This window comes from Paenibacillus sp. YSY-4.3, from assembly GCF_054767475.1.
In genome coordinates this window covers 234,616-255,413 of sequence record NZ_BAABMC010000001.1, presented here as the reverse complement: position 1 = coordinate 255,413, position 20,798 = coordinate 234,616, and the positions used below count along the sequence as shown (strand labels likewise).

Annotated in this window: 22 protein-coding genes and 5 tRNA genes; 2 read left to right on the top strand and 25 right to left on the bottom strand. The window is 50.6% G+C overall.

Annotation, left to right across the window (positions count from 1 at the left end; genetic code table 11):
• Nucleotides 1–3: 3 nt before the first annotated feature.
• The 18 genes from ACYUJT_RS01160 to ACYUJT_RS01075 form a co-directional block, all read right to left on the bottom strand.
• Nucleotides 4–1,005, bottom strand: coding sequence for a TadE/TadG family type IV pilus assembly protein (locus tag ACYUJT_RS01160; RefSeq protein ID WP_460318157.1), 1,002 nt, complete (start codon nucleotides 1,003–1,005; stop codon nucleotides 4–6).
• Nucleotides 974–3,196 (bottom strand): hypothetical protein, encoded by a 2,223-nt coding sequence (locus ACYUJT_RS01155; protein ID WP_460318155.1) that lies wholly within the window; start codon nucleotides 3,194–3,196, stop codon nucleotides 974–976. Before ACYUJT_RS01155 ends, ACYUJT_RS01160 begins: the two co-directional genes overlap by 32 nt.
• A gap of 30 nt (nucleotides 3,197–3,226) precedes the next feature.
• The gene (locus ACYUJT_RS01150) at nucleotides 3,227–3,880 is read right to left on the bottom strand and encodes a TadE/TadG family type IV pilus assembly protein (RefSeq protein WP_460318153.1); all 654 of its coding nucleotides are present in this window, start codon (nucleotides 3,878–3,880) and stop codon (nucleotides 3,227–3,229) included.
• Nucleotides 3,880–4,077 carry a Flp1 family type IVb pilin gene (locus tag ACYUJT_RS01145; protein ID WP_460318151.1) on the bottom strand — a complete coding sequence of 66 codons (198 nt, stop codon included), beginning with the start codon at nucleotides 4,075–4,077 and terminating at the stop codon, nucleotides 3,880–3,882. Before ACYUJT_RS01145 ends, ACYUJT_RS01150 begins: the two co-directional genes overlap by 1 nt.
• Before the next feature lie 37 nt (nucleotides 4,078–4,114).
• Nucleotides 4,115–4,990 (bottom strand): type II secretion system F family protein, encoded by an 876-nt coding sequence (locus ACYUJT_RS01140; RefSeq protein ID WP_460319715.1) that lies wholly within the window; start codon nucleotides 4,988–4,990, stop codon nucleotides 4,115–4,117.
• Nucleotides 4,991–5,009: 19 nt separating this feature from the next.
• The gene (locus ACYUJT_RS01135; RefSeq protein ID WP_460318149.1) at nucleotides 5,010–5,810 is read right to left on the bottom strand and encodes a type II secretion system F family protein; all 801 of its coding nucleotides are present in this window, start codon (nucleotides 5,808–5,810) and stop codon (nucleotides 5,010–5,012) included.
• Nucleotides 5,811–5,851: 41 nt separating this feature from the next.
• Nucleotides 5,852–7,069, bottom strand: coding sequence for a CpaF family protein (locus ACYUJT_RS01130; RefSeq protein WP_460318147.1), 1,218 nt, complete (start codon nucleotides 7,067–7,069; stop codon nucleotides 5,852–5,854).
• On the bottom strand, nucleotides 7,066–8,223 hold the full coding sequence (locus ACYUJT_RS01125; protein WP_460318145.1) for a P-loop NTPase family protein: 1,158 nt from the start codon (nucleotides 8,221–8,223) through the stop codon (nucleotides 7,066–7,068). Before ACYUJT_RS01125 ends, ACYUJT_RS01130 begins: the two co-directional genes overlap by 4 nt.
• 149 nt (nucleotides 8,224–8,372) lie before the next feature.
• Entirely contained in the window at nucleotides 8,373–8,807 is a 435-nt protein-coding gene (locus ACYUJT_RS01120; RefSeq protein WP_460318143.1) for a thiol-disulfide oxidoreductase DCC family protein, read from the bottom strand.
• A 167-nt stretch (nucleotides 8,808–8,974) separates the two neighbouring features.
• A complete protein-coding gene (locus ACYUJT_RS01115; protein ID WP_460318141.1) occupies nucleotides 8,975–9,253 on the bottom strand; it encodes a hypothetical protein in 279 nt (92 codons plus the stop codon).
• 164 nt (nucleotides 9,254–9,417) lie between these two features.
• On the bottom strand, nucleotides 9,418–9,843 hold the full coding sequence (locus ACYUJT_RS01110) for an organic hydroperoxide resistance protein (protein WP_460318139.1): 426 nt from the start codon (nucleotides 9,841–9,843) through the stop codon (nucleotides 9,418–9,420).
• A 97-nt stretch (nucleotides 9,844–9,940) separates the two neighbouring features.
• Nucleotides 9,941–10,822, bottom strand: a complete 882-nt coding sequence (locus ACYUJT_RS01105) for an LptM family lipoprotein (protein WP_460318137.1) — start codon at nucleotides 10,820–10,822, stop codon at nucleotides 9,941–9,943.
• A gap of 13 nt (nucleotides 10,823–10,835) precedes the next feature.
• Complete coding sequence (locus tag ACYUJT_RS01100; protein WP_460318134.1) at nucleotides 10,836–12,074, bottom strand: ABC transporter permease; 1,239 nt, start codon at nucleotides 12,072–12,074, stop codon at nucleotides 10,836–10,838.
• Complete coding sequence (locus tag ACYUJT_RS01095; RefSeq protein WP_460318132.1) at nucleotides 12,071–12,775, bottom strand: ABC transporter ATP-binding protein; 705 nt, start codon at nucleotides 12,773–12,775, stop codon at nucleotides 12,071–12,073. The genes ACYUJT_RS01100 and ACYUJT_RS01095 overlap by 4 nt, the downstream gene beginning before the upstream one ends.
• 91 nt (nucleotides 12,776–12,866) lie before the next feature.
• Nucleotides 12,867–14,585: an alkaline phosphatase gene (locus tag ACYUJT_RS01090; protein WP_460318130.1), complete on the bottom strand. Its 1,719-nt coding sequence runs from the start codon at nucleotides 14,583–14,585 to the stop codon at nucleotides 12,867–12,869.
• A 200-nt stretch (nucleotides 14,586–14,785) separates the two neighbouring features.
• Complete coding sequence (locus tag ACYUJT_RS01085; RefSeq protein WP_460318128.1) at nucleotides 14,786–15,790, bottom strand: aldo/keto reductase; 1,005 nt, start codon at nucleotides 15,788–15,790, stop codon at nucleotides 14,786–14,788.
• Between the two features lie 236 nt (nucleotides 15,791–16,026).
• A tRNA-Leu gene (locus ACYUJT_RS01080) sits at nucleotides 16,027–16,109 on the bottom strand.
• 62 nt (nucleotides 16,110–16,171) lie between these two features.
• Nucleotides 16,172–16,534: a helix-turn-helix domain-containing protein gene (locus ACYUJT_RS01075; protein WP_460318126.1), complete on the bottom strand. Its 363-nt coding sequence runs from the start codon at nucleotides 16,532–16,534 to the stop codon at nucleotides 16,172–16,174.
• Nucleotides 16,535–16,752: 218 nt separating this feature from the next.
• Here ACYUJT_RS01075 and ACYUJT_RS01070 point away from each other — a divergent pair, with 218 nt between their 5' ends.
• Nucleotides 16,753–17,391 carry a PAS domain-containing protein gene (locus tag ACYUJT_RS01070; RefSeq protein ID WP_460318124.1) on the top strand — a complete coding sequence of 213 codons (639 nt, stop codon included), beginning with the start codon at nucleotides 16,753–16,755 and terminating at the stop codon, nucleotides 17,389–17,391.
• 22 nt (nucleotides 17,392–17,413) lie between these two features.
• On the opposite strand, the gene ACYUJT_RS01065 is transcribed toward ACYUJT_RS01070, so the two are convergent.
• Entirely contained in the window at nucleotides 17,414–18,124 is a 711-nt protein-coding gene (locus ACYUJT_RS01065; RefSeq protein WP_460318122.1) for an AzlC family ABC transporter permease, read from the bottom strand.
• 14 nt (nucleotides 18,125–18,138) lie between these two features.
• Nucleotides 18,139–18,456: an AzlD domain-containing protein gene (locus tag ACYUJT_RS01060; RefSeq protein WP_460318120.1), complete on the bottom strand. Its 318-nt coding sequence runs from the start codon at nucleotides 18,454–18,456 to the stop codon at nucleotides 18,139–18,141.
• Between the two features lie 193 nt (nucleotides 18,457–18,649).
• Between ACYUJT_RS01060 and ACYUJT_RS01055 the strand changes: the two genes are divergently transcribed.
• Nucleotides 18,650–19,507: an HAD family hydrolase gene (locus tag ACYUJT_RS01055; protein ID WP_460318118.1), complete on the top strand. Its 858-nt coding sequence runs from the start codon at nucleotides 18,650–18,652 to the stop codon at nucleotides 19,505–19,507.
• A 123-nt stretch (nucleotides 19,508–19,630) separates the two neighbouring features.
• Here ACYUJT_RS01055 and ACYUJT_RS01050 read toward each other — a convergent pair.
• From ACYUJT_RS01050 to ACYUJT_RS01030, 5 genes are all read right to left on the bottom strand, one after another.
• A tRNA-Leu gene (locus ACYUJT_RS01050) sits at nucleotides 19,631–19,713 on the bottom strand.
• 164 nt (nucleotides 19,714–19,877) lie between these two features.
• Nucleotides 19,878–19,952 (bottom strand) — tRNA-Glu (locus ACYUJT_RS01045).
• Nucleotides 19,953–20,114: 162 nt separating this feature from the next.
• A tRNA-Ser gene (locus ACYUJT_RS01040) sits at nucleotides 20,115–20,206 on the bottom strand.
• 7 nt (nucleotides 20,207–20,213) lie between these two features.
• Nucleotides 20,214–20,289: transfer RNA gene (locus ACYUJT_RS01035), tRNA-Asn, on the bottom strand.
• A 255-nt stretch (nucleotides 20,290–20,544) separates the two neighbouring features.
• Nucleotides 20,545–20,790 (bottom strand): hypothetical protein, encoded by a 246-nt coding sequence (locus tag ACYUJT_RS01030; RefSeq protein ID WP_460318116.1) that lies wholly within the window; start codon nucleotides 20,788–20,790, stop codon nucleotides 20,545–20,547.
• Between the last annotated feature and the right edge of the window lie 8 nt (nucleotides 20,791–20,798).

Below are 20,798 nucleotides of genomic sequence, written 5' to 3'. Positions count from 1 at the left end.
CCGTTATTTTTTATTCGGACTTTCAACAGCAAACTCTGCTGACGTGCGCAGTCCATCCTCCGTCTCGACGACAAATGTCCAGGTACCAGGCGTCGTATTCCCTCCGACAAGCCACTGCCACTCCACAATGCCGTTTTCATCCGCAGAAGCCTCCCCTAGAAACTTGGCTTGGCTTACCCCGCTCTTGTAGTAAACCGTCAGCTTGGCGGTCGAGCCCGGCTCGACTTGCGCGCTGATCCGCGCTTTGTGGCCGGCATATGCCGGGTCAGGCTTAGTCAAGATCACCGGAGCCTGTCCGTCGGCCTGTTCCCTGCTTGCGTCCGTCTCCAGTTCACCCGTATCCCCGATCCAGAGCCGTTCCTGCGCCCTCGCCTGAAGCACGATATTCCGATTGCTGAAGGGCACTTTAATCGGCAGCTCATAGCTTAACTCGATGCCGAAGTAAGGATTTTTTCCCGTCTTCAGATCAGGCACGGTAATCCGGCTCACATGAATCCACCGCTCGCTAAGCACTGTATCCTGCACGAACGGCTGCAACAGTGGTTTCACTACGGGATCAAGAACCGCTTCCAGCACGCTGTTCTTTAAGTCGCTCAGCGGTTCATCCCCCTTGGCTGCCGCATCCGTGACCCACTTGGATAATGGTTCGGGAAGCTTATCAGCATACTGCCCGGCCCATTCCGACAGCGACAGCTTGGGCATATTCCAGTTAAATTCGCTCCCCTGCTCTAGAGTCCCGTCATCATCCTTCCTGTTTCCGTTGTTTGGCTCCGAATACTTGTCTGCGGCCAAGGCAACAGGATATATATGCGCAGACACCTGCCTTACTGCATTGGAAGTAACGCTGTGCAATTGTACGGAATAGACGGTCATTTGAACCATGTATATGAAGAAGAACATGACCATAATGAAAATAGGCAACACAAGTGAAGCTTCCAGCACAATGCTCCCGCGAGAGGCTCTATCAGCAGCTTCAATATGAATAATGCGCTTGTTTGACGGCATAATATCGGCTTCCTTCCACTCGTCCCTGTAAACCGCCGGCACTGCCAATGGCTTTGGACACCCCCGGCAAAAACCATAATGGTAAAGCTACGCTTACTTCGCCTTGAATATAAGTAGCCCTTTCATCGGGATTGATGCCCGTTTTAAAGCGAATTACCGATAACATCCGCGACAGACGCTTGTCTCCGGCTCCATGCAGCAGCAGAAATAACCGAAGGTGATCCCTATAGGAAAGCTCAATTCTCAAATAATCGCTAAGCTGGATGCTGCCCTTTTGACATAGCCGAACCATATCTTTGACGGCCTCGACAACTCCATAAAGCAAGGCGGAAGCCAGAATCAATAGCGGGTTGACCTTGTTTGCATTTTTGATGAGTCCCTCCATTGTACGGATCGCCAGACGCATGGTGAATATTTCACCGTAGGCGGCGGCAACATTTCCCGCCGGATTATGAAAACCGTACAATATGTATTCCACTTCCTGCCGCTGCGGGGCAAATTGCTCTATCATCGCATCCAGCTTATCCGACCGGCCTTCCATCAGCTCCTTAAGCGTGCTGACATCGAAAAAATCAAAGTAACTGACAATGTACTCCGTCTGATAGCCATTGTCCGTTATGCTGGACATCATGTCGGACAAGGACGCGTACAAAGCATCCATGCCCCCCATGGCCTGCTCTCCCATCTCGTAAGGATCAGAATTGCGCCCCCGGATACTTTGGCCCGATTCCGCGGAATGATCCTGATTCAAGGAGCGATTGTCATCAAAATAAGACTTCAGCACATCGAATTGCTTCTGGTGCTCGCCCATTTTGCCCTTAAGTTCCTCGATCTGACGGAGTAAATTGAACGCATCCTTCAGTTCTGCAGCGGCTTGCTTCTCCGTCTGCTTGCGCTGTGCGTCGCTCGTGCGGTGAGCCTCAACTACGGCTTGAATTTGCTGCAGCACATTGCCGCTCCCTGAATCGGAATAAGTCCGCAAGTAACGATCAATTTCACGACTAGAATGAATCGTCTCCGATTTGAAGCCGCTGGCGCTGCCGGAAGATACAGCACCTATAGCTGAAGATCTGGATAGCAAGGAGACAACGGCTTGATGAGCACTGTCAAAGCTCGACTCTTGGGCGTCGATCCCTGCTTCCAAGTCCTCTAAGAGCGACTCCTGCAGCAGCAAGGCATCACTCTTGCCCCGGATCTCGGCGATTTCCGCCTCGCCGGAAGCGGCTTCATCTCCTCCTATGCTTAGTCCCTGGGATACTGAATCATATCCATACTGCGCCGGCCTGCTCTCGGACTCCTTGATGACCTGTCGCATTTGCTCGTTGATATCCCGTATCTCTTCAAGTAAAGCTCTAGCCGCGGGAAGATGCTGGACATGCTGCGCTGCGGCCTCCTCATCAGCTTGCGAAAGTGCATTAAAAGCCTTGCCCGCAGCATACCGATAATCCGCCAGCAGATCGGAATACATTCGCTCGGACGCCTCCCTATCACGATCCTCTTCCGCTTTGGCCAAGTAGTCACTGTATTGGGAGGCCGCATCAGCAATCAGGTGAATCCGGCCGCCCAATGAATTGTCCGAAATGTACGTATAATTTCCCCGGGCCAGGCGGTCTGTATATCCCTTTGCCGATGCAGCGGCTTGCTTCTGCGCAGACAGTAATTGATCCAATTTATTCTCCCGCTGCTCATACAGCCTCTGAAGCTTGCTAAGCAAATCCACCGTATTAGAGGCCTCTTTCATGACCTGGGACATCGGCTTGAATTTATTGACGACCTCGATCGCAAAATCAATCGGTGCTTTATATTTCATTTCCTCGCGAATTTGTTGCCTGAAGACAGAGTAGTTTCCCAATGGTCGCTGCAATTCTACAGAGGAAGAATCCAACCGCGCTCCCATGATGGGCAAATCATCACTTCGCATTGCCAGATGAAAGTTATCCTCAAGCACCTTGGACATTAAATAATTTTCGTCCGTCTCGCCAAACGCAAACAATCCGTATTCCTCCAGCAGTTGCTTGTCGTACGCAGATAGAACGGAGCGTGATGTCGCATGAGCGAGCGCCTCTGTTCTCGCTTGAAGCGCCGACATTCTGGCAAAATCAATAAAGATCGCCACAAAAGCAAAGACAGCCGCAAAAATTACAATCAGAAATACCGTTACTGCCCCCTGTTCTGAACGGTGCTTATCCAAGATAGGAACCCCCTTCATAATGACGCGGCCTTATTTTGCATATAATTTCAGCGCTTTCCCTGCATCAGCCTGATTGACATGCTCCTTCCCGGTTCCCTTGAACCTTGCTCCGTAATAACGGGCCAGCTCAACGGTGCGAATCCATTCCACCGGCTCTACAATATAAGAAGCGGAATGCCCTGATTGCATGACGTCCCCGATGACCGCCTCCAGCGGAGCAAGGGGGACGTTTCGCTTTAAAGATACGGAAACTTTACGAAACAGCAGCCTGTTATCGTATTTCATTTGCCCTTCTATCCCAGCTGGAATTTCACGGCCGGTATTTCCCAGCTTCTTCAAAGGCAGACTGCTGCCGTATTCATCACCGCTTGGCAGCTCCAATAAGGCCGAGGAATTCCCCCCGAACGAGCCAAAGAGAATCTGCAGCATCCCGTCGTCATGTATTCGCCAGTACAGCGAATCATGCTGATCATCCTCATAGGCACCTGCCCTTGGTTCACGGTAGCTGTTGTCCCAGACATATGCGCTTCGCTCGGCAGCTACAGAAGCCGTATGTCCCAGCACCGCATTTTGGTATAAATACATGCAAAAAAACAGCAGCAGCAATATCGTAAAAAATATGACCGGAAATACGAGTGAGGCTTCTATCGTAAAGTTACCATCCTTGTTCCGTAGCAGTTTCACTATTCTCCGCCGTCCATGAATGAGTCCGTTTTTTTGCCGGCCTTGGAGAGCAGATTCTCAATAATCGCCTTCAGCTCCTTACGAAAGACGACAGCAATAATAACGATGACCGCGATGATCAATATCATCTCAAGCATGCCGAGACCGTCCTCATTTCGCCATAGCTCTCCCATTCTTCCGCGCAATACCTTTAACATGGCCAAATTCCTCCTCGATTTAATAAATAACTAAAAGCTACAAATCCATAATCATAAATGCGGGAGTCCCCACCAAAACAACAATAATTAAAAACAACAGTACCATCGGAAATACCAGCTTGGATGAAGCCTGTTCTCCCAAGGTCTTCCCGACCGCTTTTCGTTTCTCCCACAGCGAATGGGACAGATCGCGAAGCGCCAGCACGAAATCGCTGCCGCCCCGGCGAAAATTCAATAATACCGCCGTCGTAAATGCAGACACCTCCTGAATACCGCAGCGCTTGCTAAAGCCTTCCATGGCCTGAGCAAAGGAATATCCTCCTTCGCACTCCCGCTGCATTTGAAACAGCTCGCGATACAAAGGATGACTCTCTTGCCCGCGCTTCCGTTCCAGGCATTGCTTGATCGCCTGCTGCACAGTCGATCCGGCGCCGACAAGCAGGATGATTTTATTCAGCAGCTCCGGTAGTTCAAGCAGAATCTGCTGTTCCCGCCGCTTCACCTTGCCGTGCAGATCGCTAATCAGCGCGACCGGCAGCAGGACGGCGAGCAGCACCCCGATGAAGAACCCGCTGGCTTCTCCCTCCATCGCTATAGAGATCAGACAGCCGCCTATCAGCGGCAAGTAACTATAGGTGAGCATCTCCGCCAGAAACAGCATCGTGTATTCCCCGCCGCGCTGCTGGCCGTTAATCTGCCTCACCGAACGTTGAATTTTGAAGAAAAACAACGGAAACCTTTGCGACACCTGAATCCGCTCCAACACATAAAGCATCGGAGGAGCAAATCTCTGCAGCCGGATACCATCCATCTCCAGCTTCGCAGCACCGGGATACCGCCGCGACGTTTGACCGTACAGCACACTCCACGCAAGGAGCAGGACGATCGCCAAAATTCCCCACAGCAAGTTCATATCCATGTGAGCACCCCTCCTAAACACGGATATCCATGATCTTCATCATGATCCAGGCGCATAAAGCAAACAGAATTAAGGCAACCGACGAAATGACCAGGCCAGCTCCTTGGTGGAGCGGCTGCATATAATCCGGAGAAGTCAAATCCATGAACAATAGAAACAGGACGGGGGATGCCAGCATCGCCTTGGCCTCAAAACGCTTTTGAGCAATCATGACGCTGATTTCCTGGCTGATTTCCAGCTTCTCGCTAATAATAGAAGAGGTTCTTCTCACGACTTCGACCAGATCGCCTCCGGAGCGCTTGCAGGTCGTAAACACATCCGCAAAATTGTTGATGTCCTCCATGCCGGCCCGTCTGCTGAAATTCTGCAGCGCATCCTCGATCGGCTCCCCGTACTCCATCCGGGTGCAAATGATCCCAAGCTCGATCATGAGATCATTCTTGCCGTCCGGATACAGCAGCCGCAGATCCTGAATCGCTTCGCGAAATCCATTCTCGACGGAACGGCCTGCTGCCAGCGAGGAGGACAATGAATAGAGCGCCTGTTTAAAATTTAGGCTCAACGCTTCCCTCCGCCTGCGAAGCAGGTACCTGCTCCATGGCTTCGGTACAAATACCGCCGCGCCAGTAAGCAGGAACGCCAGCAGCCAGGAATGGAAAAAGATATATCCGACAGCAAAGAACAATGCGCCCCCTACAGTCAGGCAGAGCATAATTTGCTTTCGCGACAATACGTAATTCTGATACTCCGGCAGCCCCTCCGCTTCACTCCCTGGGGGAGAAGGCCCGCGGTTTCGTTCAAGCCCCAATTTCATTATGAGTTCTCGCCTCCTGCCGCTCTAAATGGTTCAACCTCCTATTCCAAATCAATGCCCGCCATGCGAAGCTTATCTAGATGAACCAGGCTCCCCCGCTTAATCAATTTCCCGCGGATTCTCCCCTTGATCTCTGCTTCTTCCTGAAAAACATATAACGGATTCAGCACCACCTCCCCCTCGCTTAAACCACATACTTCCGATATTTCCGTGACCCTGCGCGAGCGATCCCTCAGCCTGGATAGATGGACAAAAATATCAATCGCCGAGCCGATTTGCTGGCGTACCACTTGAATAGGCAGTTCAACCCCGCTCAGCACCATTGTCTCCAGCCGGCTGATCATGTCCTTGGTGCTGTTAGCGTGGCCAGTTGATAAAGAGCCATCATGCCCTGTATTCATCGCCTGCAGCATGTCCAGAGCTTCGCTGCCGCGGACCTCGCCGACAACGATCCGGTTCGGCCTCATTCGCAGCGAAGCGCGGATTAAATCCCGGATGGAAATTTCTCCTTTCCCTTCCGTATTGGCATTGCGCGTCTCCAAGGAAACTAAGTTCGGTACCGTGACGATTTGCAGTTCCGCCGAATCTTCAATCGTGATCACCCGTTCATCTGGCGGGATATATTGCGAAAGTGCATTCAGGAAGGTGGTCTTTCCGGATCCCGTTCCCCCGCTAATAAAAATGTTGTATTTCCCTTTGACAAGACTTTGCAGAAAAACAGCCGCCTCCTCGGTCAGCGAACCCCATTCCACCAGCCGTTCCATTGTTACAGGCTGCTCCGGAAACTTGCGAATCGTCATCGTGGGCCCCTTGAGCGCTACCGGCGGAAGCACGATGTTCACCCGCGACCCGCCCGGAAGCCTTGCATCCACGATCGGCGACGAGTCGTTCACGACACGGTTTACTGTAGAAACGATGTTCTGAATAATATCCTCCAGCTTCTCTCTCGATTCGAAACGCACATCAATCCGCTTCACCTGGCCGTCCTGTTCAATAAAAATTTCTTCATGGCTATTGATCATAATCTCTGACACCGACCGGTTGTCCACGAGAGGCTGAAGAACATCGAGTCCCCGAAAAGAGTCATACAGCCTGCGCACCCACTTACGCTTCTCAGAGGCCGTCAACTCATAAAGTCCGCTGTCCTCAAGCACGCGGCGTTCAATGTAATCCATCAGCTGCAAGTCAGATAGCGTCGAAGTCATGTCTAGCCCCGAGCGAATGCTTGCGCGCAGCTCCGTAAAAAACTCCTCCGTCAACCCAAAGTCCCCCCTATTCCAAGCGAGTGCCTCCCGCTGTATAAGCTGCGGCAGAGCTTAAGCACAGCCTTCTGAAAAGCCGGGGAATGCAGTAAAGCTCCTTGACTCGCCCCCTGATTCCAGGAAGGTATATAAGGAAACACGATCTCCGCTGTCAGGCCTGGTCTTGGCAGTGATTGGACCGCTTCCCCCATGCAGCGATTCACCGCAAACAATGCCTTCCCCATGATGCGGCGAAATCGCTCCGGATTTGATCGCTCCATGTGTGATATCCATAATCCGCTCTTGCGCATCACGTTCCATTCGTCGGCCAGCAGCCAGACCAGCTTATCGGAACGCTCCAGTACCGCCTCCGTTCGCGTGTTAGGATACGAATCGACGTCCGCGATAATGGTGTCGTAAAGTCCACTGTCCGCAATAAAATCAATCAGCCGAGCCGTATCCCCGGATTCCATTTCCAGCATTTCATTTAAATTGTCCACTGGCCCAAACGTATCACTCTCAAGGACGGGATGCCTGTACGCATAAGCCGAGACCGGTTGGTTCATAGGCTCACCCCGCTCTCCCGCCGCTTTCAGGTCGTATAGAAGCCGGGCAAAGCCAGGGGCACGATTCTGCCCTTCCCGCAATGAGGGATTTTCGGATAAAAAGCCACTGCCGATCGTTTCCAGGTTAAGATAAAATACCTTGCGGCCTTCTCCAGCAAGCTGCTTTACAAGATGAGCGGCTACCGTTGTCTTGCCGCATCCGCCTACCGCGGAGTAAACTCCGACGACAAGCGCTTTGCCCTCCGCCGGCTCCCTGGCCGCAGTTCCTCCCCTCGCACATTCCAGCACGGCCGTCAGAAGCAGAGGCAGCGGCTGATATTTGGAAATGCTCTTCCCGTATCCCTTCGCATTCCCATCTTCCTCAAGATAAATATATGGGACTGGTGGCGTCTCCCCGCCGCCCAGCCATGCCTCAAGAAACGGTTTCTCGGCCAATACGACATCTGCGTAAAGCCGGCTTGATTCCATATGCCGCACGAAAGCATCCTCACGGCTGAACGCCGTTACGAAAAAGCTGCGATCAAACTCGCTATGGCGGATATAATGCAAAAAAGGCTCGATATACTGCTCATCCCTAGCCGCCAGAACAAGCCGAACTGGAACCACCCTTATCACCAACCTTTCAAGAACGCAAAAAAGCACCGTCCAATAACCGCGGGTGCGGTTGTTGGACGGTGCTTCCGTCGTTCATCCCTGAAATTTACAGTTAGAATAACATACTTCGCTGACTCTCGCAAGGCTTTTCCTAAAGATGATTATCCATCCTTCAAAAAACGTTCCTTATTCTCTTTCGTGGGCACAAGGCATGTCTCGTCCTTGCCGAACCAGCGATAGCGATTAGCCGCAACGATACGATATACAGCATCCCGCATGAATCGCGGTACAATAATGAATCCAAAAGCAAGCGGCCAAGGAAAACGCAATCCCTTTGCGATGCGGAGCGCAGCCGATGACCGGGTATAATAAACGCCGTTCTGATACAGGACGATCGTGTCTATCCGCCCAGGGGCAATGTCCCGGCTTGGGCTGCCGTGCAATAGTCTCTTCCCGGCTTCAGACTGCAGGGAGGCAAACCGAAAACGGCGCTCCGGGTCCCGCTTAATAATAAATTTGACCGCCCCCTGGCATAGATGGCAGACGCCGTCGAACAGAACTACGTCCTTATCATTATGTTCCGAATTTTGAGCCATCGTTCCTTCACCTCGCTTTGGAGCAATTATAGCATGGCTCGGAACAAACGAAAAAAGCAAGCGGGTCAGCCAAGGAATATTCCTTGGTCGACCCGCTTGCTTTTCAATCCTATGAACGGTTCCACAGAATTCTATGATTCCGTCTCCAACGTTGATTGACTGCTATCTTACTGAGCCAGCGCCTTCTCAATCCACTGACCATCATCAATTTGCTGCAAAATCTCTCCGCTGAATTTGTCCATGCATTTGCAAATGAAGTCTTTGCGGCATACCGGACAAGGAGTTCTCTGAAGCCGGCTGACGCCCGTAAGCCGCCACTCCGGATTCCGGTGGAAAAATACCCGGCACGCTGTGCCATCAGCCATTGTGACAATGAATTCATACAGTCCTTCTTTTTCGTTGCTGCTGGCCTTGGTCACGTTCTGTACACTCGGTCTGTAAGACATGGTCATCACCCGTATTATCAGATTTAAATCCTAATTAAGTACTTAGACATATTAAATAATTTTTTACGGCGTGTCAACTTGGAATTGAATGACAATTAAATCCATTTCAACGTGAAAAAGACTTCCCCAGAACAGTATTGCCCATGAGAAGCCTTTTCATATCATTAACTTTCAATTAAGTTCAGCTTCACCTCAATATTGCCTCGCGTCGCCTTCGAATACGGGCAAAAGTCATGCGCTTTATGCAGCAATTGTTGGGCTGTGCCGCGCTCTACTCCCGGAATTTGCGCATCGATGGCCACGGCTAATTGGAATCCGCCATCCGAAGGATCCTTGCCTATGCTCACATGATGCTTCACGATTGCCTTCTCCAGCTCTATGCCGTCTTGTTCCGCTACATACTCCAGAGCGCTGGCGAAGCAAGCGCCATATCCGGCCGCGAACAGCTCCTCCGGGTTGGTGCCGGAGCCTCCTTGTCCTCCCATCGCTTTGGGCATGCTCAGTTCCAGCTTCAATGCCCCGTCCGAAGTCTCCACGGTGCCGGTTCTTCCTCCCTGAATCGTAGCGGTTGCTGTATACATTGCTTCCATGAATCGTTCCCTCCTTGTTAAAAATTCGGGTCATTGTCCATTTAAAGCAAAGAGACCGCTTTGAAACGTCTTACGCTGTTCTTTCTTATTTTTCCCGTTATGATTTGATTTCCTTGAAGGAGGCATCATACAGGCGGAACATCGTTTTATATCCCGACTCATCGATTTTAATGCCGACGTCAAGGCGTCCTGTGATCTCCAGCGGCTCCGACTTATATCTAAGCTTTACATCATTTGGCACGAACACAATCATGATCTTGTTCCAATAAGTCTCGTCCCCGTTGTCAAAGGGGCATTCCGCGCCGGGTTCAGGGATGAGCAGAAACCAGTTTTTATCGAAGGACAGCACCTCGCCCATAAATCCCTTGATCGTCACCGTAGAACCGCTGAGATCCCAGAAGCGGTCCGATGGCGTCGTTTGATCATCCCCGTCAAAAAATTCCGACCAGCCGATCTTCACCGGACCTGCTTTCTTCGTCTCTTCTGCAGCTTGCGGTTTATTTTCCTTCACAGTCGGTACTGCCTCCGCTTTGGGAGCTGCATTTACCACAGTCTGTTTGGCGCCCTCCTTCACGTCCTTTTCGGCCGAAGACGGCGCCTTGCTTTCGTCCGCTTTAGCCGCCGATGGTGCCGCAGCAGAATCGGCAGCCTTGCTTGCTTCCCCCGCTTTATCGGCTAGTTTAGCTTCGGAGACGGCGAGCTCCTGAGCGGGAATTTCCTGAGCGGGAATCTCCGCCTTAGCAGTATCATCCCCATTAGCCTGCTGCTCCAACCTGCCTTCATCTTCCTTCAATTCCTCAGCAACAGGGGAATCTTCCGGCGAAGATTCATAAGATTTCGGGGTATCTGCTGCCGTGCTGCGGTTTGATGCAGCCGCCGCAAACGAGCCTGCCTGTTCGCCGGCCAGTTCCTTCTGCCCGCATGCTTGAAGCAAAACGACAGTAACGATAAGCGGCAGTAAGAGTATTATTTTTTTCAATCTGGAAACCTCCTTACGCTTTGAATAAAGACAATGAATCCATCCGGTACAACCGCAGAGCCGGTGCCAGGGAGGCAATGGCTCCGATCGCCATCGTTGCCGCCGCGATGATCATATGATCGGTACTCCACTGAAACGGAGTGATTTGGATACCGGCATAGCTGAACAGCGTATCCTTCAGCACATAACTCGCCGTATGACCGGCCATAATTCCTAAGACAAGCCCTGCCGCCGTTACCAATAGCCCTTCCCCGACCAGTGTCATCAGCACATAGCCCTTTGACTTTCCCAGCAGGCGCAGGAGGCCCACGTCCTTCGTTCTTTCATTGACCGCTGCAATCAGTGACAACAGAATCGATATTGCTGCCAGGATGACACAGAGCATCGTCACAACCTCAATGATCCCGGCTCCTTGATCCACGAGATTCACCACATCCGCTACGGCTTTGCTTGTGTAGACGGCCTGAACTTGAGACATGCCCTCCAGCTTCGTTTTCAATCCCTGCGCACCTAGCAGGCTAGCCGGCTTGATTAGAATAGCCGTAATCTCCCTATCTCCCGACACCTGTCCGTGAACGGCCCAAGCGTAGTCCAGGGTCGTGAAGACCGCCCGATCATCTGGCGTGTTCAAAACGGGCAAAATCCCTTTTACCATATAAATGAAGCTCTCGTGGTCATCATGATGTTCGCCTGACTCACCGTGGCCTTCCTCTTCATGTCCATCGTCATCCATGTTTGCATGATGCACGCCTTCGACCAATCCATGGGCCCCCGTAAAGGTATCTCCCGCTTGCAGCCCGAGCATTCGAGCCACGTAAGCCCCGACGACCACCTCGCCGGTTTCGGTGTACAAGCTTCCTGCCTGCAGCTTCTGGTCGCCATATCGGGTCAAAAAATATTCCGGATCGACGCCCACAATTGGATAACCGTTATAGTTATCGCCAGTCGTAATGGCATACGCCTTCTCGACGCCGCTGTCCTCCAGAACCAAATCCATTGTGCGCCCAGGAATGTTCCCAACGGGAGCGCCAATGTGATAAAAGGTATTTAACACCAGCTGGGTTTGGCTTCCCTGCGCCCCAACGACGACGTCAAACGGACCATATCCCTTCTGCGCCCCTTGTTCGACGCTGGCCTTGGATAATGAAAGAAGCAGGACGAACGCAACCGTGGCTGTTACCGAGAGAATCGTCAGGAGGGACAGGAATTTCCGATGCAGCATATTTCTAAGGATCAGGTGAAAAAAGTTCATATCGCCCTCTCCTCCCGAATCCCTGTCAAGCGCTTCGCTCCGCTGATCTTATTGATTTCGCCAATATGGACCCGTTTCGGAAAACGGTTCGCCATGTTCAAATCATGCGTCACGACGATTAGTGTATGCTGTTCTCCGCGGCAAAGCTCGAGCAGCAGTTCCGTGACTTCATCCGCCGTCTCCCAGTCCAGGCTGCCTGTTGGCTCATCCGCCAATACAAGCGGCGGCTCATTGACGAGCGCTCGAATGATCGCTACGCGCTGCTGCTGTCCTCTGGACAGCTGTGACGGCAAATGGCGGCTGCGGTCACCGAGCCCAACCCGCTCAAACCAATGATCAACGCGCTCCCGCCGCTCTGCAGCACCCATTCGGGCTGACATCACAATTTCGACATTCTGCCTTGCCGTGAGCGAAGGAATCAGGTGAAAATCCTGCAGGATATAGCCGATGCGGCTGGCGCGAAAACTATCCCTTACCGGCTCCGTCATGCGGTGAATCGCTTGCCCGTCGATATGCACCTCCCCTTCATCAGCCCGAAGAATTCCGCTAATAATATGAAGCAAGGTGCTTTTGCCCGAGCCGCTTGGACCGATGATCGCTAATTTCTCCCCATCCCCGACGTCCCATTGCGGAATGTCCAGGATCGGAATACAGCTTCCCCCGACATGAAATCCTTTCTTCACCCCTTGAATATGCAGCATATCCCTTTCCTCCCATCTGAAAATGCAGGAAAACAGGAGAAGCTATATTCCCCTGTTTCCCGGCTGGGCATCCCCATTTGTATGTTTATCCTTACTTCAGTACGATTCGTTCGGACAGGGCATCCCATTTCAACGATTGTCCCGAAACTTGGTTGAATGCCGTTAACGGAAGGTACAACACATCGTTATCGATATCTACAGTGAGCGAAGAAGCATTACCGTTCATTTTAGCCGTCTTGGCGTTCAAATCCACAGTGATCGTACCGCCCTTGCCGCTGATCGTAGCTATACCGTTTGCAACCTGGTACTTGCCCCCAAGCGCTTCCGCTAATGCTTTGGCCGGATAAAGAACTTCATTGCTGCGATTAATTTTGAATTTCGGGTACAGATGCTTCGCTTGCAGGTTAGCCGTCGCTTGTTGCAGATCAACCCCCAGTACTTCGGCGCTGGCTGTAGCGATCCGGGTATTGTCGATTTGACCCTTCACTTTCTCGGCGATCGGACCGTATGCCCACACGCCTACGTCCACAGCGGAATGCCCGTGACCGGACCAGCCGACAAGCAGACGCTTGGAGATGACGGCGTTATATCCGCCCTCACGTTTATAAGAGGAGCCGTCGCCATCGAGGATGTATTGCGCCTCTTCGTCAGTCAGATCAGTAATCCAGGTATTGTTCGCAACGATTTTTTTCACGTCCGCGATCGTTTTGGCTTCATTCAAAACTGTTACTAAGCTCTCAGAGGAGTTCTTCTGTTTGTTCCACAGATCCACGTTCAGCTCATAAATGTTATCACGGGATAAGGAAAGGCCGCCCGTTTCATGGTCCGCCGTAACGACGACCGACGTATTTCCATCCTTCTTGGCAAATTCAATCGCCACTTTGAAGGCTGCGTCGAAGTCAAGCGCTTCTTGGACCATCGTCGGCAAGTCGTTCGCATGGCCGGCATGGTCAATGCGTCCTCCTTCGATCATAATGGCGAACCCATTCTCGTTGGCGGACAAAATTTCGAGCGCCTTCGAGGTCATCTCAGCCAAGCTTGGGACTTCGGCTGTACGATCCGGCACGTAAGCAACGTGGGAGCTTCCGAACAATCCCAACACTTTGGAATCCTTGGCGGACAGCTTGTTCAGGCTTTGTCCTGTTTTTACGACTTTATAGCCTTTGGCTTCGAATGCGGGAAGAAGGTTTTTATCGCTCCGCTTGCCTTTATCTTCTTTCGTCAGAAAGAACGATTCTCCGCCACCAAACAGCACATCGATCCCGCTATCCAGATACTGCGATGCGATTGCGTTCTCGTTGTCACGGTTACGCACATGGGAAGCATATACAGCCGGGGTAGCATGAGTGATACGCGCTGTCGTAACTAAGCCCGTTGATTTGCCGCTGAGCTCAGCCGCTTCAAGCACGGAGGCATACGGCTTAGAGACGTCTTCGTTCGAGACGCTGATTCCCGCGTTATACGTTTTATGACCCGTAGCAAACGCCGTTCCTGCAGAGGCCGAATCCGTTACGATCCCGGAGACGATTTGCCCGCCGTCTTCCCCACGATCCGCATAAGTCGTCGCTTGTCCGACATAGTACGGATCCAGATTCAAGCTTTTTACATTATTCTCATACTGTTGAAAATAACGTGCCGCCGATACTTGCGCCGGCCCCATACCATCCCCGATCAGGACGATCAAATTTTTGGATTGCCCTTTCGAGACAGCCGCCCCCGAGGTATTCTCCTTCGCTGTTGCAAATGATCCGGCGGAGACAACGGATAACACCAAGCCTCCGATTGCCAAACCTTTCAGTAGTTTATTCACTAGATCCCCTCCCAAAAATGATCAGAACTATTACGAGTGTAAATCCCAATCTTTATGGGAATGTCAAATATTTGTTGTCCCAGTGTTAAACCTGCAGGCCCGGCACATTGGCGACAGCAGACGCTCAAACTGCTTTTTTGCAGCAAAAAAACCTCTCGCAGAGCAAGAGGTTCAAGTTATTGCGTTGTATATAGTTATTGTTACCAAGGGTAGTCGCCAATATCCTCCATCACTTTATCGATTTCAAGCAATTCCTCCTGCGACAACGGAACTTGTTGAACCACCCGGACATTCTCTTCGATTTGGCTGACCCGGCTTGCGCCGATCAGCACCGAGGTTGCGCCGCCATCCCGGAGCACCCAGGCGAGGGCCATCTGGGCCAAGCTCTGACCGCGCCTTTGAGCGATTTGCTCAAGCTGGCGAAATTTTTGTATGCGCTCGGCAGTAACGGCTTCTGGTCTTAAAGTAAGCTGTCCCGATCCGAGCTCCCCTTCGAGCTTATCGATGTATTTGCCTGTCAACTGCCCGCGTCCCAGCGGACAAAAAGCGATCGAGCCGACTCCTTGCTCAGCAAGCACGTCCTGTAGGCCATCCTCGATCCAGCGATTCAACATGGAATAGTTCGGCTGATGGATCAGCAGCGGAGTTCCCAGCTGCCTTAATATTTCGGCGGCCTGTCTCGTCTCCTCCGGCCCGTAGTTGGACAAGCCGACATAGAGTGCTTTCCCCTGCCTTACAGCCTGATCCAGCGCACTCATCGTCTCTTCCAACGGCGTGTCAGGATCCGGTCTATGATGATAAAATATATCGACGTAATCAATCCCCATGCGCTGCAAGCTCCGATCGAGACTGGCTAATAAATTTTTCCGCGAGCCCCATTCCCCGTATGGACCAGGCCACATATAGTATCCCGCCTTCGATGACACGAGAAGCTCGTCCCGGTAAGGGGCTAGGTCCTTTTTTATTACTTGGCCAAATGTTTCTTCGGCGGAACCTGCCGGCGGACCGTAATTGTTTGCCAAATCGAAATGGGTGATTCCGAGGTCGAAGGATCGCAGAATCATGGCGCGTGAATCCTCAAAGGGCTTGTTTCCGCCGAAGTTTTGCCATAATCCCAGGGATACTTCCGGCAGCTTCAGACCGCTTCTGCCGCAGCGTCTGTATTTCATTTCATCGTATCTTCTCTCATCCGCCTGATAGGGCATATTCCGTTCCTCATTTCTGCAACATATTATGTTATGATTTAGGACACATCATGATAGTACTGTATCGATTATACCCGCCAATACAGGAATTAGGAATGTCGGCAGGTTAATGACATATGGCATAATGTTACCGTTCAAACTAGAACCGACCGGTGATTCGACTCCCAAATGACAAAAAAGGCCGTACCTTGAGTAGATATATTCTACAAAAGATACGACCTTTCTTCGTTTGCATATGCGGTCGAGAGGACTCGAACCTCCACGGGTATACACCCACTACCCCCTCAAGATAGCGTGTCTGCCATTCCACCACGACCGCGAATTATGATTGAAACGAACATTTTATATTATATCGCCGTGGGGATTAAAAGTAAAGTGATATTATTTTCCTCCCGATTTCTTCATCATTCTGCGGTATTCGGTAAATTCCAGATACTCCTGAATAAAAGCCTTCTCCTGCTCGGTCAATCGGCTGCCGAGGCGGGTCCAGTTCAAATCGTCCGCAGCATATGACTCCCTCTCCTCCAGCATCTGTCCTGGCTGGTGTTCCCGTCCGGTCATCAGCCAATCCAGGCTCACATCGAAATACGAGGCAATATCGATGAGCTTGTTCGTGCCGGGCGAAGATTTGCCGCTCTTCCAGTCGCCCAAGTTTCCGGTGCTGATGCCAAGTTCCTGGCAGAATTCCTTTTTGGTCATGGCTTTTCTTTTGATGAGCGATTCGATTCTTTCGTAAATAGACAATTCTTCACCCTCCTTCACAATAAATAATTACGCAATTACGTCATTTTATTGTAAAGTTACGTGTTTGCGTGTATAATTTTTATTAATTCACTTCTATGTACTGGACAATCCTTCCAGACCATTATATCATAGACCGCCCTGCGCCTTCATTTCTTCGACCCACTCCATGTTGATATCCAGCATTTATTTTACTTTTATTCCAGATAGGAGTGTTCGTGATGACCCATAATCCCTCTTTATGGATTTCGGCTGCTCAGTCCCTGAATCAATGCCTGGCCATAACCGATGCCCAAGGTACCATTCAGCATGTGAACCCAACCTGGGCAACGAAGGCCTTGCAGTTGGGGCTATCCCCCTTATGGGATAGGCCCGGATTGAATCTTATAGAATTTCTGAGAGATCCGGACAACCGAGAATTATGCCCCGACTCCCCGATGTTTCTTTCGCAGTTGAATAATATCCTTCAAGGGGATAGTTCTTTTTATAGCAAGGAGTTCCACATGCATTTATCGTTGTCGCGAGAAACGATATGGTTCCAATTGGAGGTTCTTCCGCTCATCGAACAGCACAGTTCCCGAATCTGCGGTGTTGTCCTTAGCTGTATGGATATGACCCGTTATAAGAAATATGAGCTGCAGCTTGTAGAGATTATCTCTCAAATCCGAACACTGCGCGGGCTGCTTCCGATCTGTGCGGTTTGCAAGCGAATCAAGGATGAAGAGAACCTTTGGGACGATATCGAGAACTTCTTGATCAAGAATACCCATGCGGAATTTACTCATGATATATGTCCGGATTGCATCCGTGTTTTATATCCCAAATATTCTTCTTTCCTTGATTTACCCAATGACGAATAGAATCCGCGCTTATATCCGAATATCAGCTCCCGGACTGCCTATTCGTTCTGCTCTTTTGTCTGCCCAGGAGCTGTCCTACTGTGGCTCCAACAAGTCCTCCAGCGATAAGGCCGATCCCGCCTAAATTCATGAACCCTGCCAGCGTAGCTAATCCCGCTCCTGTACAGGCTGCAAGCATATGGGGAAGAGTGCGCTCTCCGGCGAACAATAGTGCCAAGAACAACGCAGGAAGCGCAAAGCTAAGCACAGCGGCTGCCTCTGGGGGGACAATCCCGCCGATTCCCGCACCGACTACCGTACCTGCGATCCATGATCCGTATCCAGCCAACGCAAAGGTCAGATAATATGAAGGGGTCAGTCTTTCACCGGCAGCAGCACGGTTCGAGGTTACGACAAAGCTCTCGTCCGTTAATCCTAGCGCAGCCAGCCATTTCAAAGATTCCCGCCAGTGTGCCAAATACGGACCCATTGTAGCACCATATAGAACATGCCGCATATTCACAAGCAGGATGGTGACAATGATTGTAGCGGGAGCCGTAGCCGTATCGATCATGCTGATGAGCATGAACTGGGCTCCCCCGGAATAAATCCATATCGAGCTAAAGACTGACGTATACCAAGGCACCCCGCTCGAAGCTGCCAAGACGCCAAAAGTGATCGATAAAGGAAAATAAGCCAGCATTATTGGCAGTACATCCCTTAACGCCAAAGCTACTCTATCTCTTCGACTCATCCTTGTATCCCCTGTCACATGAAGTAATATAATATAGCAAAACAAGCGATGCCTGCCACTACGGTCAAGAGCAACCGCCGCGTCCACCAGGCGACCGCTATCGTCGGTATAGCCGCTAACAGCATAATATTATCCTTAATAGGAACCCATTCCCCATTGTCCAGCAATAATAATGGGCCTAGCAGGGCTCCAAGAACTGCCGGCGACACGTAAGAGAGCCATTCCTTAGTGCGTTCCGACCATTGTACCCTGCTTCCAAGCACAAGCGAGCCTGCGCGAAACAAATAAGTACCTGCTCCAATGAGAAGTATAATCCAAAGTTGAGATTCCATTACCTATCCCTGCTCCTAAGTTTTCTTTTATATATTTATAATTTCAAGAGGCACTTCCATAATCATTGGGTTTTCCGCCCCGATTACCCTAGATTCATAGTAACATAGTTTTCCCTGTGTTGACCTGAAATCAATTTCATACTTTATACTCTTAGCAAGCAACCACAGAACAAGCCATAGGGAGGCTATAAACATGAAGTTAATTGCTATCGATCTGGACGGAACCTTGCTAACCGCCGAGAGCAAACCAAGCGTGGAAGGCCTGGCGGCCATTCGCAATATTTTGTCCGGCAACGAACATGAAGTAACGATTTGTACAGGCAGAGCCCGCTTTGATGTAAAAGAGATCATTGGCGGGGATTTATCCATTCCGATCATTTCCTCAAATGGAGCTGCCGTGCACGATGAGCGTGGACAGCTTCTCAAAGAGACGCCGATTCCCCACGCCATTGCTGTCGAGTCCATAAATTACTTATTGGAGCAGGACGTTTATTTCGAAATATTTTGTCCCGAAGAGATCTATTCGCCATGTGGCGGAGAAGGCAAACTTCAGGCCGAAATCGATATCCTTGTCAGCGCCAATCCAGACACAGATATCGATACGCTGCAAATCGGTATACAAACCCAGTTCCAGCAATTCGGCTTCCGGCAAATCGATAATCTCCGTGAAGTCGTGCAAGCCGGATCCCCCATTTATAAACTGTTGATATTTACTTACGATGAGGCAAAGCTGGAACGAATCCGCGAGCATTTCCGCGGACAGGCTTTCGTCCACACAACAGCCGCTGCCAAGCATACGTTAGAAATCATTTCGACCGAGACGGACAAAGGTAGCGCACTCCAATTTCTAGCTTCCTATTACGATATCGACATGACCGATACAATTGTTATCGGTGACAGTTATAATGATATTTCCATGTTTAAAGTAGCCGGAACAAAGGTAGCGATGGGCAATGCCGTTGAAGAAATCAAACAGCTAAGCACTATGACTACCCGCAGTAATAACGAACATGGCGTAGCCTATGCCCTAAACACGCTTCTAAATCTATAGCTTCCATTACAGAGCATCCTCGCCAATGGCGAGGATGCTTTAGTTTTCTATTGCTGTATGTAGATTACCAAGAAAAAGTTCAAAAAAACCCTGCTTGCGCAAGGTTCTTCTCTTTGTTATGAATGCGGTCGAGAGGACTCGAACCTCCACGGGTATACACCCACTACCCCCTCAAGATAGCGTGTCTGCCATTCCACCACGACCGCATATTAAGTTGTTACGCCTCTCACCCTACTGAAGCATATTAACAAAAATGGTGACCCGTAGGGGATACTCTCTCTTCGTTCGAGACTGCGAAGTATTCCTACCGAAGCTGATGCTCCGACGAACCCCCAAGGGATTCTCACCCTACTGAAGCATATAACAAAAGTGGTGACCCGTAGGGGATTCGAACCCCTGTTACCTCCGTGAAAGGGAGGTGTCTTAACCCCTTGACCAACGGGCCATTATAATAAGTAAAGCGATGTCTTTTTTTGAGCGACAACAAAAATTAGTATAGCAAAATTCCAGACCATTGGCAACCCTTTTTTTACAAAAGAAATAAAAAAAGTCCATCAGGACTTTGGCGTAACGCTCCGACGAACCTACCGAGGGTTCTCATCTATAGTGGCGGAGAGAGAGGGATTCGAACCCTCGCACCGCTTACGCAGTCTAACCCCTTAGCAGAGGGTCCCCTTATAGCCACTTGGGTATCTCTCCAAAGACATGGCTCCCCGAACAGGACTCGAACCTGTGACAACTCGATTAACAGTCGAGTGCTCTACCGACTGAGCTATCAGGGAACACTAAAACACTATAGATTTAGAGTATAATTTATCATGATTTTGAAGCAAAGTCAAGAAGAGAACATGCCGCAAGAAGGGCCTGGCTTTACAGCCAGACCTTCACAGAGTCAGGAATCCTTTCGGTGCCGAGCCAGTTCGATGAGCATAACGATGAGTACCAGCAGTTGAATTAGCATCTCCGCACTCATTTTGCCTCGCCTCCATCCGCATATTGCTCCTTCGAGACCGGCTGCTCCTCTCCCTTTGGAATCCCTACGCTCCCACTTCATATATATGACAAGCTGAACCGATTCTTGCCAACAAAAAAGAACCATCATCTCCATTGTAAGAGATCAGGTTCTTCCGTCTGTGCTTATTCTGATGTAAAAGCTCCTGCTTGGTTTTGGTTTTTCTCGTTCTCAAATCTGCTGCGGCAAAAAGGCTTCTGCCTAACTCCGGGTTACGTCTACCTTCACGTGTTAATTTATCACGCATTCGTTTGGCTTTGGATTTAGCCATAAATGATC